At 40.4% G+C, this 14,462-nt stretch carries 12 protein-coding genes, 1 tRNA gene, 1 rRNA gene and 1 pseudogene; 1 reads left to right on the forward strand and 14 read right to left on the reverse strand.

Annotated features, from left to right (window positions below; genetic code table 11):
- Together G575_RS0108415 and G575_RS11370 are read right to left on the reverse strand one after the other, a co-directional pair.
- Positions 1 to 139 (reverse strand): 16S ribosomal RNA (locus G575_RS0108415); the annotation flags it as partial.
- Positions 140 to 436: 297 nt separating this feature from the next.
- Entirely contained in the window at positions 437 to 1,552 is a 1,116-nt protein-coding gene (locus G575_RS11370; RefSeq protein WP_083958893.1) for an MmcQ/YjbR family DNA-binding protein, read from the reverse strand.
- A 75-nt stretch (positions 1,553 to 1,627) separates the two neighbouring features.
- Here G575_RS11370 and G575_RS0108425 point away from each other — a divergent pair, with 75 nt between their 5' ends.
- Positions 1,628 to 2,020 (forward strand): (deoxy)nucleoside triphosphate pyrophosphohydrolase, encoded by a 393-nt coding sequence (locus tag G575_RS0108425; RefSeq protein ID WP_027972340.1) that lies wholly within the window; start codon positions 1,628 to 1,630, stop codon positions 2,018 to 2,020.
- 22 nt (positions 2,021 to 2,042) lie between these two features.
- Here G575_RS0108425 and G575_RS0108430 read toward each other — a convergent pair whose 3' ends face one another.
- From G575_RS0108430 to G575_RS0108480, 12 genes and pseudogenes are all read right to left on the reverse strand, one after another.
- Complete coding sequence (locus tag G575_RS0108430) at positions 2,043 to 4,910, reverse strand: DEAD/DEAH box helicase (RefSeq protein WP_027972341.1); 2,868 nt, start codon at positions 4,908 to 4,910, stop codon at positions 2,043 to 2,045.
- Positions 4,911 to 5,036: 126 nt separating this feature from the next.
- Positions 5,037 to 6,410 (reverse strand): ApeA N-terminal domain 1-containing protein, encoded by a 1,374-nt coding sequence (locus G575_RS11700; RefSeq protein ID WP_027972342.1) that lies wholly within the window; start codon positions 6,408 to 6,410, stop codon positions 5,037 to 5,039.
- Positions 6,411 to 6,493: 83 nt separating this feature from the next.
- Complete coding sequence (locus G575_RS0108440; protein ID WP_027972343.1) at positions 6,494 to 9,145, reverse strand: valine--tRNA ligase; 2,652 nt, start codon at positions 9,143 to 9,145, stop codon at positions 6,494 to 6,496.
- A gap of 111 nt (positions 9,146 to 9,256) precedes the next feature.
- Positions 9,257 to 10,189: pseudogene (locus G575_RS12465) on the reverse strand (EcsC family protein); the annotation flags it as partial.
- 24 nt (positions 10,190 to 10,213) lie between these two features.
- Positions 10,214 to 10,684 carry a VOC family protein gene (locus G575_RS0108445; protein WP_027972344.1) on the reverse strand — a complete coding sequence of 157 codons (471 nt, stop codon included), beginning with the start codon at positions 10,682 to 10,684 and terminating at the stop codon, positions 10,214 to 10,216.
- 240 nt (positions 10,685 to 10,924) lie between these two features.
- A complete protein-coding gene (locus G575_RS0108450) occupies positions 10,925 to 11,311 on the reverse strand; it encodes a helix-hairpin-helix domain-containing protein (protein WP_004194072.1) in 387 nt (128 codons plus the stop codon).
- Between the two features lie 17 nt (positions 11,312 to 11,328).
- Positions 11,329 to 11,583: a DUF1912 family protein gene (locus G575_RS0108455; RefSeq protein WP_027972345.1), complete on the reverse strand. Its 255-nt coding sequence runs from the start codon at positions 11,581 to 11,583 to the stop codon at positions 11,329 to 11,331.
- A 44-nt stretch (positions 11,584 to 11,627) separates the two neighbouring features.
- Positions 11,628 to 11,698: transfer RNA gene (locus tag G575_RS0108460), tRNA-Thr, on the reverse strand.
- 133 nt (positions 11,699 to 11,831) lie between these two features.
- Positions 11,832 to 12,233: a PTS sugar transporter subunit IIA gene (locus G575_RS0108465; protein WP_027972346.1), complete on the reverse strand. Its 402-nt coding sequence runs from the start codon at positions 12,231 to 12,233 to the stop codon at positions 11,832 to 11,834.
- 1 nt (position 12,234) lies between these two features.
- Positions 12,235 to 13,056: a PTS system mannose/fructose/sorbose family transporter subunit IID gene (locus tag G575_RS0108470; protein ID WP_027972347.1), complete on the reverse strand. Its 822-nt coding sequence runs from the start codon at positions 13,054 to 13,056 to the stop codon at positions 12,235 to 12,237.
- A complete protein-coding gene (locus G575_RS0108475) occupies positions 13,043 to 13,918 on the reverse strand; it encodes a PTS mannose/fructose/sorbose/N-acetylgalactosamine transporter subunit IIC (RefSeq protein ID WP_027972348.1) in 876 nt (291 codons plus the stop codon). The genes G575_RS0108470 and G575_RS0108475 overlap by 14 nt, the downstream gene beginning before the upstream one ends.
- A 43-nt stretch (positions 13,919 to 13,961) precedes the next feature.
- A complete protein-coding gene (locus G575_RS0108480) occupies positions 13,962 to 14,447 on the reverse strand; it encodes a PTS sugar transporter subunit IIB (RefSeq protein ID WP_027972349.1) in 486 nt (161 codons plus the stop codon).
- Positions 14,448 to 14,462: the final 15 nt, after the last annotated feature.

The following is a 14,462-nucleotide window of genomic DNA, read 5'->3' on the forward strand; positions in this document are numbered from 1 at the left end:
ATGAGCCAGGTTACCTACGCGTTACTCACCCGTTCGCAACTCCTCACTTCAGTGCAAGCACCAAAGCTCAGCGTTCTACTTGCATGTATTAGGCACGCCGCCAGCGTTCGTCCTGAGCCAGGATCAAACTCTCATTAATATAAGTGTTTGTCCGGCTAAGCACTCTGGCTTATCCGTTTTTCTTTATTCTTGACAGGTTATTTGCATAACCCGCACTTGGTTCGTCTTGTTCAGTTTTCAATGGTCTTCTCCTAAGAGACAACTCCTATATTCTAGCAAATCTTTTGACTACTGTCAACTACTTTACTCGAACTTTTTTTCGTCTCTTTCTCAAAAGACAACTTACTCATCTTATCAAACTTCTTATCTACTGTCAACTACTTTTTGCGACTTGGGCGAATTTTTTAACATTTTATTTGTTTTTTGCCTCCGGCCTTTATGTTTGACTTCCGTTTTCACTCAGGCATTGGTTAAATTTGAAACCAACATTGAATTTCATTTTTAAAATCAGCTTATCCAATTGTTCTTTTAAGGCCGCCATCATTTCCTTGGTCAATCGTCGTGGTCCCCTGACTGCCTTAACCCCCAAGTCTTTCATACGAGTTATGGGAAAGGTAGTATCTGGCAGCGTCGCAATGAGTTCAACCTGCATGACTGGCTTATCTGTTGGGATGTCTGACTGACCTTGATTGGTGATATTGGCTTGCAAGACCCGACAGACATAGCGAATGGCCTGTACAGGTGCCGTGACATAAATGGCAACAAAATCCCCTGCTTGAATCGTAGATTTTTGTGGCCAATAGACGATTGGATTTTCCGCAAACTCGCTATCAATATCATAGAGTTTTGGATTGGCTGGAATGACCCAGTAATCTGATCCCTGCTCTGCCTTGTAAGACTTGGGTCCCACCAAAAACCGACTTTTCTCCACAAGGGAGAGTAGCACCTCATCAGCCACCGTCCCATCCAGTAGCACCGACACCCAGGTCTTCTTAGACATATGATAGGCTGGATAGACGCCCGAAAGGCTCAGAAGCTCTGTTATTTCCCGAGAATCAACCTTGAGGTTGACGATTTCCACCAAATCTTGAGACCCGCTCCCATCCAGCTTGTCCCTCGGAACTTGGCTGACCAAGGCGTACCACTTACTATTGGCAGGGTGACGAAAAGCCCCATAAGTCGGCAACTTGGCGAAAGGATAATCAGGAAGGTCGCCCCACTGCTCCTTGATGAGCTGGGCTAGGCGATTGCTCTGGTCTTTGGTAAATGGCAGAGCGATAAAGCAGGCTTCTGTCACACGCAGAAGAATAGCCTCATAAGCTTCTTTAACCTGACTGACAAAGGCCCCTGCGGGTGCGGTCACCAGATGAGCAGTGTAGAGCTCATCCATATCCACATCCCAAATAAAAGATGTCCACTGGCCAGCCTCATCCACCTCCACCACCGCCTCAAACTGCCCCTCCATGAACACTTCACGGTAGGTGTAACGATTGTTGGAGAGGATAAAACCGAAAGGGATGAGAGAGGGGAGGTGGGCAATTTGTCTAGACATTTTTAATCCTTTAAAGTAATATATATTACAAAGTATAACAAAATCTATTTAAGAATTTATTCTGGAGGTCTAGTTTTGTCGAAAAAAATGATCAATGTCGTAGCAGCTGCTATTGAAAAAAATGGGAAAATCTTCTGCGCTCAACGTCCTGAAGGAAAAAGTTTGGGAGGATATTGGGAATTTCCCGGAGGAAAACTTGAAGCAGGCGAGACACCAGAGGAAGCCTTAGTTCGCGAAATTAGAGAGGAATTTGATTCTGAAATCGAAATCATTTCCTTTCTCAATGAAGCATCTTATGAATATGACTTCGGTATTGTTACAATGAAAACCTACCGTTCAAAATTAGTAACTGGAGATTTAACTTTATTAGAGCATCAGGATTCTAAATGGCTTCCAATTGATCAATTAGATGAATTGGAATGGGCGCCGGTTGACATTCCTGCAGTCAAACGTTTACAAAAAAGATAGAGAGTCCTGCAACTCTCTATCTTTATTTATCTGTCAGATATTTATACAAGTTTGTTTTTACTGGCAAATCTAGCTTAAATAGCATTTGAACTACCGAGTCTCCAGATTTTATCATTTCACTTGCACTATTCTCGACATATCTTATAGGACCAAGATAATAAAATTCTCCACCCTCAGAATCATCTTTTATAACAAAAAGTTCTAATCTCAGTCCGTTTTCATTAGAGTTGATGATCGTCGAAACATCATTTGAATCCAGAGTACGTTTATTCTTAGAAAACCATTTCAGTGTTGATTCATTCAGCAATTCATCTTCATACTTTATAGTATCACTAATATCATCGCTTTTATGGTAAGTGATGAAAATCGGACAAGAATTGGTTTCCTTATCAATTTTATATCCACCAATATTTAAAGGCGGCTCGTCTTTTTCAACATTAAGCAACTTGAGTACGTCACGTCGAGTATATTTTTGACCAAGTGTAAAAATTTCAGGATAATCTTTCGATTTTAGAATTCCTGTTTCAAGAACATCCAGAAACAATCCAGCAAATTTGATGTTATTCATCAAGGATTCATGGATTTCTTCATTCAACCGATATAATTCACCATCAAAAGTAACCAGTGCATCCTTACCATATTTCTTTTGCTCCTGGGCTTTTAAAAAGGATAGATTTAATACCCTTGTAACAGATTCTAAAACTTCTGTTCTAAAATCCAAATCATGCTCAATAATACTTTCAAACCATTTTTCTGATGAGACTAGACCTGCATTTTCAATAAGTAGATCCAGCAAATACAATTCATGTTTTCGTTTTCCATTCAATAATTCAAATGTAATGAAATTCAAAAATCGCTTTTCAACTTCTGATAGAAGGATTGTTTCTTCTGAAAACTTATTGATGACATCTCCGTAGTTTTGAAAACTTGAATTTTCAAAAAAGACAAGCGGATCAATGCTGTTTAATTTTACGAAATCTGATAGATACGGAACTCTACCCAACTTATTCTCTAAATCTTTAAAAGCATCTCGTAAAATTTTAATTGATGAAAGTGTCGTATTTGTGATAGAAGAAAAAATTTGTTCTTTGGCAATCTTCTCAAAGTTGATTGTCGTTAGTCCTCTTAAAATATTTGGCTCTCTGACTTCACGACGATAATTGTCTTTGTTCATTGATTGGTCACCAAAAAGTGCAACTGGAATTAGATAGTTGTTTTGATAGTTTCCAATGAAATCAATAATCGTAACATATTCTTTAGAGTCGTGCTTTCGTAAGCCTCGTCCTAATTGTTGAATAAAAATGATACTCGATTGGGTATTGCGAAGCATGACAACCTGGTTGACACTTGGAATATCAATACCCTCATTAAAAATATCAACAGTTAAAATATAGTCCAAGTTCCCATTTTCCAAGTCTTGAACAACCTGCTGTCGTTCCTCTTGGCTATGTTCTCCAGATAAGGCACGTGTCCGAAGTCCTCTATTATTGAATTGACTTTCTAATTCCTTCGCCTCTTTAACAGACGAACAGAAAATCAATCCCTTAACCACTTCTCCGCTGACTCCATAATAAGCAACTTTTTCTAGAATATGATTGATGCGTTGTTCCGATACTAGATTTGAAAAATTGGCATTTTCGTCGATCAGTTTGCCATCAATTTTAATATCTGAAACTCCGTAATAAAGAAATGGACAAAGCATATCATTGTCGAGTGCCTCTTGCAAACGAATTTCATAAGCAATATTATAATCAAACAATTCATAAATATTTTGTCCATCAGTTCGCTCAGGTGTCGCGGTCATCCCTAAATAAAAATCTGGCTGAAAATAACTCATCACTTTTTTATAGGTATCCGCGCCTGCTTTATGGACCTCATCGATCAAAATATAGTTAAAGAATGTAGGATCAAAAGATTGGAGATTATCTTCTCTTGAAATAGTTTGAATAGTTGCAAAGACATATCTTTTCTTTGAAACATCCACTCCACTCTTATAAATGCATGCTTCACTGTCTTCAAACCCTAAAACCTTTTGAAAATCTTTTAATGATTTTTGAAGAATTTGTTCTCGGTGGACTATAAATAACATTCGATCTGGATTGTATTGTTTGACATCAAAGGCAGAAAGATAAGTTTTACCTGTCCCAGTTGCACTGATGACCAGAGCTTTTTGAGCTCCATTCTTTCTAACAGCTTCAAGACCTTCTAGAGCTTGCTCTTGCATCTTGTTAGGACGAATGTTTTCTTGATAAGAGCTTACGGGTTCATCTTGAATGATTGATGTCTGTATGACTATCTTTCGACGAGCAGCATAAGCATTAATAGCATCTATATCTAATACGGTTGATTTATCCCAAATACGTTCAAACTCTTCTTTTGCATTCTGGATAAAATCACCATTATGTGTTGAAGTCAATTTCACATTCCACTCATAGTTAATTTTCAAAGCCGTATGCGTTAAATTGGAACTACCAGAAATGATAACTTGTTTATCTTTTTGCTCAAACAGATAAAACTTTGCATGCATTTGCAAATTGACTGGTGTTATCCGTACTTGGACATTTTTCAGTTTAAGCAATTCTTTCATCGCTATGGGATCGTTGAAATCCAGATAGGGAGAAATTAAAATTCTCCCCCGAACTCCCTCATTTGCCAAATCTGATAATTGACTTTTAATTAGGGCTAGTCCAGACTGAGTAATAAAAGCCACACTGAAAGCAAAGGATTTAGCCTTGCTTAATTCTTCTTGAATATCATTTAAAACATAACGATGAGTTTCTGTATCATTTATTAAAATTTTAGGCGAATAGACTCCTTCTTGAAAAATCTCTCTATCGATAAAACCATATTGCACCGACTCCAATAACTGAGTTTCAAAAGTTGATTTCATAAAAATAGTCCTATCTAGTTGATAGAACTATTATCTAATATATTGTGGAGGATGTAAAGAGGAAGAAGATAACTGAAATAAATTCTATGATAAAAAACACATAGACAACAAATCAATTTTATCAAACTAATATCTATGTCTACGAACATTTTCAAGATATTTCTTTTTAAGACTATCTTCATCAAAGCCTATTAATTTTTGGATGTGAAATTCTAACAATAATCTCAATTTATAATTTACAACGGGTAACTCTGATTTTGTAAAACTTCTCTCCAACTTTTTAGGATCATAATGTGTATAATAATTTCTTGTATCAATTATTTTCTGTATATCCTGATAAGTGTCATCTACCATTTCTAAATGTTGGCCATTTGCAAATATCAAATCAGCCAATCTACTTTTTAAATAAATTGAACGACTACTCCGCTGTCCTTTGTCACAAAGAAAATCTAGCCATTCTTCATGATGCAAATAATTTTCAACCAGAGTTTTTGCACGAGTAATGTATTCTTTTACATCATCAGTAATAAAACGGGCATGAAAAGTTTCCAATGCTTGAACTAAGTTTAAAAAAACTAGTTCTGATGTTAAATAATACTGATTATCTAATATCAGGAAATATAAATCCAGAATTGGTTTTAACTTCTCATAATATTCTAGCCACTTTGAAATATGTGACTCTTCAGCAATTGCTTCCAAATTATATAAGAAAAAATATGAATGTTGATTATCAATGTTTTCTATTCTACCAATTCCTAATGTTACTTTATCATCCCAAAACCTATCATCCTCAGAATCATCCTCTAATAACTGACATTTTATTCCTTCAAAACGTACTTTTCTCTGCAAACCAAAACCTATCAAATATTCTACATTCTTGATATCTTCTAAAAAATCATCCCATTTTATTGGTTGTTTATATTGAAATTTACAATAAACGTTTTGATTTAGTTCAAGTTTTACTTGATAATTGTTTAATACTCCACTATTTCTACTCGGAATAAATATTACTTCTAAATCATCACGATAATTAATACTGATTGGTTCGCTCTCAATCCATATAGGATTCCAAGTTGTACCATCTCCTCCCCATGTGTAATAGCATAAATTTGCCCACTCAAGAATATTACCAAAATCAACCTGTGCTGAAGATATTAGCAATCCCTCTGGTCCTAACGTTACATCAGTTTCAAATAAATAACTAGCCTTAATTACTTGTGTGGTGTAATTCAAACCCGCTTTAATATAATTTTTATGATTGCTTTCATCTAAAACATTGCAATCATAAAGAATAATAGATTTCCCAGATAAAAGCTTTCCATAAATCACCTTTATATCATTCTCAAGAGGAAATCTAGGAATATTATGCAAATCTGAAGAAGAGATTGTCAAGGTTAAGGTTATCAGATTATTTATTTTATCTATTTGTAGTTCTCCTTGATATTCTTCTTTAGTGCTCTCATATCTAAATTTTCCACTATAAATCTCTAGACCACTCATAATATATCTCCATATGGTTTAAATCTTACTCAAGTATACCACAAAACCCAGCCATTTTAGGCTGGGCATTTGTTGTATTCTACCTACTTAACAAGTTTTTTCATCTCTTCAATCCGTCCTACTGTCGCATCGTATTTTGCTTGGTAGTCGGCTTGTTTTTCTTTTTCTTTTTCAACGACTTCTGGTTTGGCGTTGGCGATGAAGCGTTCGTTGCTGAGTTTTTTGCCGACCATATCTAGTTCTTTTTGCCACTTGGCTAGTTCTTTATCCAGACGAGCCAACTCTTCTTCGACGTTGAGGAGGTCGGCGAGTGGCAAGAAGATTTCAGCACCGGTGATAACGGCTGACATGGCTAGTTCTGGTGCAGCGATGCTTGAGCTGATTTCCAACTGTTCTGGATTTGTAAAGCGTCGGATGTAGTTTTCATTTGCCTTGAAGAAAGCTTCAAGCTCGCTATCTGCCGTCTTAATCAAAATGGTAATCGGCTTAGATGGCGCAACGTTCACTTCTGCTCTGCTATTTCGCACCGAACGAATCAAGTCTTTAAGGCTTTCTACTCCCTTATGTGCTTCCGCATTGTCAAATGCTGGGTTGACAACAGGGTAGGCCGCCACTACAATAGAGCCCTCTGCGTACTGGGCGAAGATCTCCTCCGTCACAAACGGCATGATTGGGTGGAGGAGACGAAGGATTTGGTCCAGCGTGTAAAGAAGAACTGAGCGGGTCATGACTTTCTCAGCCTCGTTATCGCTGTAAAGCACTTCCTTGGTCAGCTCGACATACCAGTTGGCGAACTCTTCCCAGATGAAGTTGTAGAGGATGTGACCAGCCACACCAAACTCGAACTTGTCGAAGTTTTCAGTGACCTTGGCAATGGTTTCGTTGAGATTGTGGAGAATCCAGCGGTCCGTCACGTTACCAGCCTCACCAGCTGAGACCTTGGCGACATTGTCACGCGCTGCATCCAAGGTCAAGCCTTCATTGTTCATGAGGATGTAGCGGGAAATATTCCAAATCTTGTTAATGAAGTTCCAAGAAGCATCCATCTTCTCATAAGAGAAACGAACATCTTGACCAGGAGCAGAGCCGTTTGACAAGAACCAACGCAAAGCGTCCGCACCGTATTTCTCGATGACATCCATTGGGTCAATCCCGTTTCCAAGCGACTTGGACATCTTGCGACCTTCTTCGTCGCGGATCAAACCGTGGATCAGCACGTTCTTAAATGGCTGACGGCCGGTGAACTCAAGCGATTGGAAAATCATGCGTGACACCCAGAAGAAGATGATGTCGTAGCCCGTTACCAAGGTTGAGGTTGGGAAATAACGCTGGAAGTCCGCCGCGTTTTCGTCAGGCCAGCCCATAGTTGAGAATGGCCAAAGGGCAGAGCTGAACCAGGTATCTAGGACATCCTCATCCTGTACCCAACCGTCACCTGCTGGAGCCTCTTCTCCGACGTACATTTCGCCAGATTCGTTATACCATGCTGGAATCTGATGACCCCACCAAAGCTGACGCGAGATAACCCAGTCGTGTACATTTTCCATCCATTGTAGGAAGGTATCGTTGAAACGTGGTGGGTAAAATTCTACTTTATCGGCTGTGTCTTGGTTGGCAATGGCATTCTTAGCCAACTGGTCCATTTTGACAAACCATTGGGTTGACAAGCGTGGCTCGACTACCACACCAGTACGCTCAGAGTGTCCAACGGAATGCACACGGTTTTCGATTTCCACAAGGGCACCCAGTTCTTGCAACTTAGCAACCGTTGCCTTACGGGCTTCAAAGCGGTCCATACCTGCAAATTCACCTGCGAGCTCATTCATGGTACCGTCGTCGTTCATAACGTTGACTTGTGGCAGATTGTGGCGTTGACCTACGAGGAAGTCATTCGGATCGTGGGCAGGTGTGATTTTCACAACCCCTGTACCAAATTCAGGATCTGCGTGCTCATCGGCAACGATTGGGATAGGCTTGTTGACGATTGGCAGGATAACATTTTTACCAATCAAGTCCTTGTAACGTGGGTCTTCTGGGTTAACCGCCACCGCAACGTCACCAAACATGGTTTCAGGACGAGTTGTCGCAACTTGAAGGGCACGAGAACCATCTTCCAACATGTAATTCATGTGATAGAAGGCACCTTCGACGTCCTTGTGAATAACCTCAATGTCAGAAAGGGCTGTGCGAGCTGCTGGGTCCCAGTTGATGATAAATTCGCCACGGTAGATCCAGCCTTTTTTGTAGAGTTCCACAAAGACCTTGCGAACGGCTTTTGACAAGCCTTCGTCTAGCGTGAAGCGGTCACGTTGGTAGTCCAAAGACAGACCCAACTTGCCCCATTGCTCACGAATGGTCGCTGCGTACTCATCCTTCCATTCCCAGACTTTTTCGAGGAATTTTTCACGACCCAAGTCATAACGGGTCACGCCTTGCTCCCGCAAGCGTTCCTCAACCTTAGCCTGTGTGGCAATCCCCGCGTGATCCATACCTGGCAACCACAGGGTATCAAAGCCCTGCATGCGTTTCTGGCGGATAATAATATCTTGAAGGGTGGTATCCCAAGCGTGTCCTAAGTGCAACTTACCGGTTACGTTTGGCGGTGGAATGACGATTGAATAAGGCTTGGCCTCCGCATCGCCTGACGGCTTAAACACATCTTGGTCCAACCAAGTCTGGTAACGACCAGCCTCAACGGAGGCGTGATTGTATTTTGGCGATAATTCTTTTGACATTAATTTTTCTCCATTAGATTCACTTTCTGTGAATTCTGCATCGATAATTACTGTGTTGTCTTTATTTTTTAGTAATTCTATACGGTACTCTTTTTCAGCTAGGAAGCGTTGTTGGTAAAAAACATCTGCAAACTCTAAAACAGAACTCATTTGAGCAGTATCAATCAATGCCCCAATCCCAGCTGAAATAAATGGAATACTACGTTTTATGGTTTCTTGAGTCAGTTTTTTACCAATTAGTTCAAAGGACTCTCTAAATAAAGTATTTTCTAGTCCTTTTTGACCTGCTTTTTCTAATGCTTTCTGTGCTGATTTATGGGCCAATGCTCTCAGTTGAGTCAAAAATAATGGTATTCCACCACGAGCAATCATGTCAGACCAATTTTTTCTAGCAGTCTGTTGAACGATAGTAGCCTTACTCATTATCATAATTTTAGCAATAGCAGTTGAAAACTCGTCAGTTCCACCTTTAACTGATGGACTCATTGCATCCGTATAAACTTTGCTTGCAATCACTAATTCATCAGGATTATCAACAACATCATATCCGTAATGTAGGGCGACTGATTGTACAGCTCGGAAGTATAAAAACGTACTTAAGGCTAGATTAAACGGAATTCCAGCAAAACCAAGTGCCCCTGTAGCAGCACCCTGAATTCCCGCAGCGAATAAATCTTGAACTTTATAATCATTGACAACTTTGGCAATTTCGTAACTTCTTAATAGGACGACTTCTTCAAAAGTATTAACCCCCTTGTATTTTTTAACAATGTCTTTTTTGCTAATGGAATATCTTGCAGCTTGTTTTTCAATTTCATGAAAACCTTGACCCAAAAGTTCCAAAACTTTGATAAATAATTCTTGTTCTGAAATATTTTGCCCAATACCACCCACAAAGTTTTTGATTTCTTTAGGTACAAATTTACCCAATTCATTCCCAAACTTCATCAAATGATTTGGTTCAACTAACTTCTTATAGCGATTAGATAAGGTATCAATTGCTTCTAACTCTCTTGCGTCTCTAATTGGATGTTGTGCTTCCATCTCGAATCCTTTCTTGTAAAAAATTTACTCCCCCACCAACTCTATCTTTATCCCATCTGGGTCCTCTAGATAGAGGGCATAGTAGTCTGGTCCTCCTGCGTGAGGATAGCGGTCATCGTAAAGCAGTTTGACTCGTCTGGTCAACAATTCTTTCCGCCATTGGTCAATCTCATCCGGTGTTCCCGCATGAAAGGCTAGATGATTGAGACCTATACGGCAACGGTGATAACCTGGCTCTAGGAAGTCCTCTGGCGTTTGGACAAAGACCAGGTATTGCTCTGGTTTTGACAAAGGATTACTGTTTTCGCTTCGCTCAAACTGCATCAATGGCTCTACATTCTCCTTCGTCGCTAGCGACTTGGAATCATAAAGAGCCATAGAAAACCCTTCCTCCCACTCCTGATAGAGCGAGTAGCCCAGCTTGGTCAGGAGAAAGTCGTAAAATGCACGCGAAGTTTCCAAGTCAGAAACGTAAATTTCAACATGATGTAGCATATTTCTCCTTTCCAAATGAAAATCCCTGCCTAGACTTGCTAGACAGGGACGAAGTTATTCCGCGGTACCACCCTTGTTCAGATAGATTATCTGCACTTTGCTTATTCAATTCACACCATCAGCAACCAGTTTTGACATTTGTGCGGATTTCTCAGTAGCACCGCTTCCTGTGACAAATGGGGTTCAAAACACCTCTGATAATTGTTATTGTAACAAATTGGACCTTGAAAAGCAAGGGATTTAAGCTTTCAACTCAATCCCTTTTTCCTTCAACTGCTTAATAGTTGCAGGACCGATGCCTTTAAGAGCCAAGAGCTCTTTTTCTGTATGGTTTGCAAAATCAGCCACAGATTGAATACCTGCTTCGTAGAAGGTTTCCAAACGTGCTGCCGCAATGCCTTCCAACTCAGGAAGCGCCAAAAAGTCTTCCAATGAAGTCGCTGAAGAAGTCACCTCTGCTACAACTTCTTTCACTTGTTCCACAGCATGCTCTACTACAGCCTCAGCCTTGTGAGCAACTGTCTCTACTACCTCTGCAGCTCTTTCAAGACCTACACGACCTGCACGTTTCAAGTCTGCCAACTGTTTCTTTAATTGTTTTTTACGATTTACTTTCTTTTTAGCCATTTATCCTTTTTCCTCTCCTAATAATGCCGTTCCCCAAACAAACCGTCTGGAAGATCATGGAAATCTTTCCCCGCTGCATAATTGACGAATTTCCCCTGAATGAACTGGTAGGCGTCTAGCTTACTCTCATAGCGAATATAGGCATCTGCCGCCCGCTCATCCTTATCCTCTTCCACAACCTTGCGGCTCTGTTCCATCGCCATCTTATTGATCATGATTTGGGTCTGAATCCATTCCTCAAAATCTTTTAAAAATTGTTTTTCGTAAGACATGTACTCTCCAAAATAAAAGAGCCGACCGCAGTCAGCTCGCTATCTGCCACGACCGAGAATTGAACTCGGAACGGAGCATTACCATTGCTCTATTATACCATTTAACTATCGCGGCAACACTAACCATCATACTATTAAATCATCATTTTGTCAACACCCTTTTTTTTAGTTTTATGAAAAAGAGACCGCACACATCTCCTAGCTAAAAACCCTCCTGCTAAGCGCAAGAGGGCTAGGATACTTAAAGGCTACTCTTCATCCTCATCATCCGCTCCTAGAAGCGGATTGAGATGGTGGATGTTAGTGGCTCCAAAGTCAACAAAATCAATGGCCTCGTTTAATAAAATACTATTTAAAAACCCGATAACCATAGGCATGTTCATCCCTGCATAAAGCTCGAAAGCTTTTCCTTCCATGAGGAGGCGCGCGGCAACATTGCATGGCGTCCCCCCCATAAGATCTGCAAAGATAACAAAATCATCTAGTTGCGAAATTTCTTCCTCAAGCTTTTTACGGAAATCATCTGGACCTTCTTCAGGAGCTAGACAAACAGAATGAATGGTTTCTTGCGTTCCCATAATCATTTCGGTGCTTTTTTTCAGCTCTTCTGCTAGTTGTCCGTGGCTAATCAAGATTAAGTGTTTAGCCATACTATCCCTGCATTCCCAATGCGAACCAACCAAAAGCAGAGCATGTAATCGCAAGCACAATGATTACAAAAATGGCTTTAGTGGAGTTCATGCCTTTACGGCCAAGCAACCAATAAACAAAACCTGTAAAGATTGCTGGTACCAAGCGTGGGAAAATCTGATTTGCTAAGTCTTGGAAGTTGATTACTTTTGCTCCAACTGTCAAATCAAATGACAACTCAAAGTTAATCATGGTCGCGATAAGGGCACCAACCATGAAGACACCCATAACCGAAGCTGCATCTACAATAGCAGTCAATTGGTCACGCATGGTTGTTACCAGCTTAGTTCCTTCTTTATAGGCAATTTCAAGCTGTTTCCAACGGAAAATATTAATCAACCAAGCAACGGCTACCCATAGGATTACCCCAGCAGGGTTTCCTTCTTTACCCATACCAGCAGCAATTGATCCCATGATAGCAGGAACTAATGAGCCAAAGATAGAGTCTCCGATAGGAGCGAATGGTCCCATAAGACCTGTCTTAACCCCTTGAACCGCCTGTTTTGATTCTACCCCTTCGTTTTCTTCCAAAGCAAGGTCAATCCCTGTGATAATAGTGTGGAAGAAGTTTGACGTGTTGAAGAATTGCGTATGAGTTTTCATCATCTCCTTAAGTTCAGGAGTGCCGTCTCCATAGAGTTTACGAAGCTGTGGCAAGATGTGATAAAGGTAACTTGATCCCTGCATACGTTCGTAGTTCCAACCCCATTGAAAGGTAAAGAGACTACGTTTATTGATTTGGTTAAAATCTTCTTTTGTTAATTTATAATTAGATTTCGTCATCTTCAATTTCCCCACTTTCTGAAACATCTTGTTTGATAATCACTGGAGCATTTTGACTGTTTTTATAGTGAATGAAGGCAAGGCCAAAGCCAATAATAGCAATACCAACCATTGGAAGGCCCTTGAATGGTGCTGCATTGAAGCCTTCAACGAGACCTGCTACCGCACCACCAACTGAAGCAAGGTTAGTATAAAGGGTAGTTAACATTGCTGTGATACCAAAGCCCATTGCCAAATAGTGAAGGTTACGTTTAACTGGCAAGTAGTGAAGCAAGATTGCAAAACCAAGACCAGGAAGCATACGTCCTGCAAGTGTCAAACCATTTGCCAACCATTGTACGTTTTGAATAGCATCAACCAAAGCTTGTACAGCACCTTGACCAAAGGCAAGAGCGATAAAGACTGGAAGCGCACGTGACGCTGCCCAAGGAATGGCACCCATGAGGTAGTTGCGCTCGATTGCTTTGTAGTTAAAATCTTCAACGTGTTTATCAATGCGGTGTGCAAAGTAAGTGGTTGAGAATCGTCCGAGAATATCTGTATAAACCATGAGCTGAGCTACTAGCACCCCAATTGTGGTTACCGCAAGCTCTGCGTCAATACCATTAGCAACTGAGAAGGCTGTCGCAAGAACCGCTCCTGAAGTTGCGTCAATACGAGATGCACCACCGAAAGTACCTACACCAAGCACCATCAGTTGAAGGCTAGCACCGATTGTCAAACCAGTTTCCATATCGCCCATAACAAGACCTGTGATAAGTCCTGCAAAGATTGGCGAACCAGCCGATGTAACAATTGTCAGCTCATCAAGGATTTGATAGGCTGAGTATAAAGTGAGTAATAGAATTTGCCACCATTGCATGGTTTTTTCCTCCTATAAATTTAGAAAATTATTTATTGATATATTACCTAACTTTATCCAAGAGTGGCATAAAGTCTTGTGGGCTATCACCTGGCACCATCTGCGCGATTAGCTTAACACCTTTAGCTGTGATAGCATCAAAATCTTCAACATCCTTGTCGACAACGTTGATTGAACGCGTTACAGAACGTGTTTCTTCTGACTGAGACATGTTTCCGACATTGAGTTCTGGGAAGGTCACTCCCGCTTCCAAAAGCCCCAAAAATCGATCCGGACGACGCGCCACAATCATGAGACGTTGACTGTCATATTTACCAGCCAGAATATTTGCGGCAGCCTTTTCAACCGTTAAGATTGATAATTTGACACCTGGGGGAACAGCTAGTTTTAAAGCTGTTTTTTCTAAGTCGTTATCAACAATATCATTGTCAACAACCATAATGCGACTAATATTTAATTTGGTTGTCCAAAGATTGGCCACCTGACCGTGGATGAGACGACCATCAATACGTGTTGCAATAATTGCCATAGGCAACTCCTTTCA

The sequence above is a fragment of the Streptococcus plurextorum DSM 22810 genome, assembly GCF_000423745.1.
GTDB lineage: Bacteria > Bacillota > Bacilli > Lactobacillales > Streptococcaceae > Streptococcus > Streptococcus plurextorum.

Coding starts and splice junctions, on each gene's coding strand:
- G575_RS0108465 (WP_027972346.1), bottom strand. CDS start 12,233: ATGGCTAAACACTTAATCTTGATTAGCCACGGACAACTAGCAGAAGAG.
- G575_RS11700 (WP_027972342.1), bottom strand. CDS start 6,410: ATGAGTGGTCTAGAGATTTATAGTGGAAAATTTAGATATGAGAGCACT.
- G575_RS11370 (WP_083958893.1), bottom strand. CDS start 1,552: ATGTCTAGACAAATTGCCCACCTCCCCTCTCTCATCCCTTTCGGTTTT.
- G575_RS0108440 (WP_027972343.1), bottom strand. CDS start 9,145: ATGTCAAAAGAATTATCGCCAAAATACAATCACGCCTCCGTTGAGGCT.
- G575_RS0108455 (WP_027972345.1), bottom strand. CDS start 11,583: ATGTCTTACGAAAAACAATTTTTAAAAGATTTTGAGGAATGGATTCAG.
- G575_RS0108480 (WP_027972349.1), bottom strand. CDS start 14,447: ATGGCAATTATTGCAACACGTATTGATGGTCGTCTCATCCACGGTCAG.
- G575_RS0108445 (WP_027972344.1), bottom strand. CDS start 10,684: ATGCTACATCATGTTGAAATTTACGTTTCTGACTTGGAAACTTCGCGT.
- G575_RS0108450 (WP_004194072.1), bottom strand. CDS start 11,311: ATGGCTAAAAAGAAAGTAAATCGTAAAAAACAATTAAAGAAACAGTTG.
- G575_RS0108470 (WP_027972347.1), bottom strand. CDS start 13,056: ATGACGAAATCTAATTATAAATTAACAAAAGAAGATTTTAACCAAATC.
- G575_RS0108430 (WP_027972341.1), bottom strand. CDS start 4,910: ATGAAATCAACTTTTGAAACTCAGTTATTGGAGTCGGTGCAATATGGT.
- G575_RS0108475 (WP_027972348.1), bottom strand. CDS start 13,918: ATGCAATGGTGGCAAATTCTATTACTCACTTTATACTCAGCCTATCAA.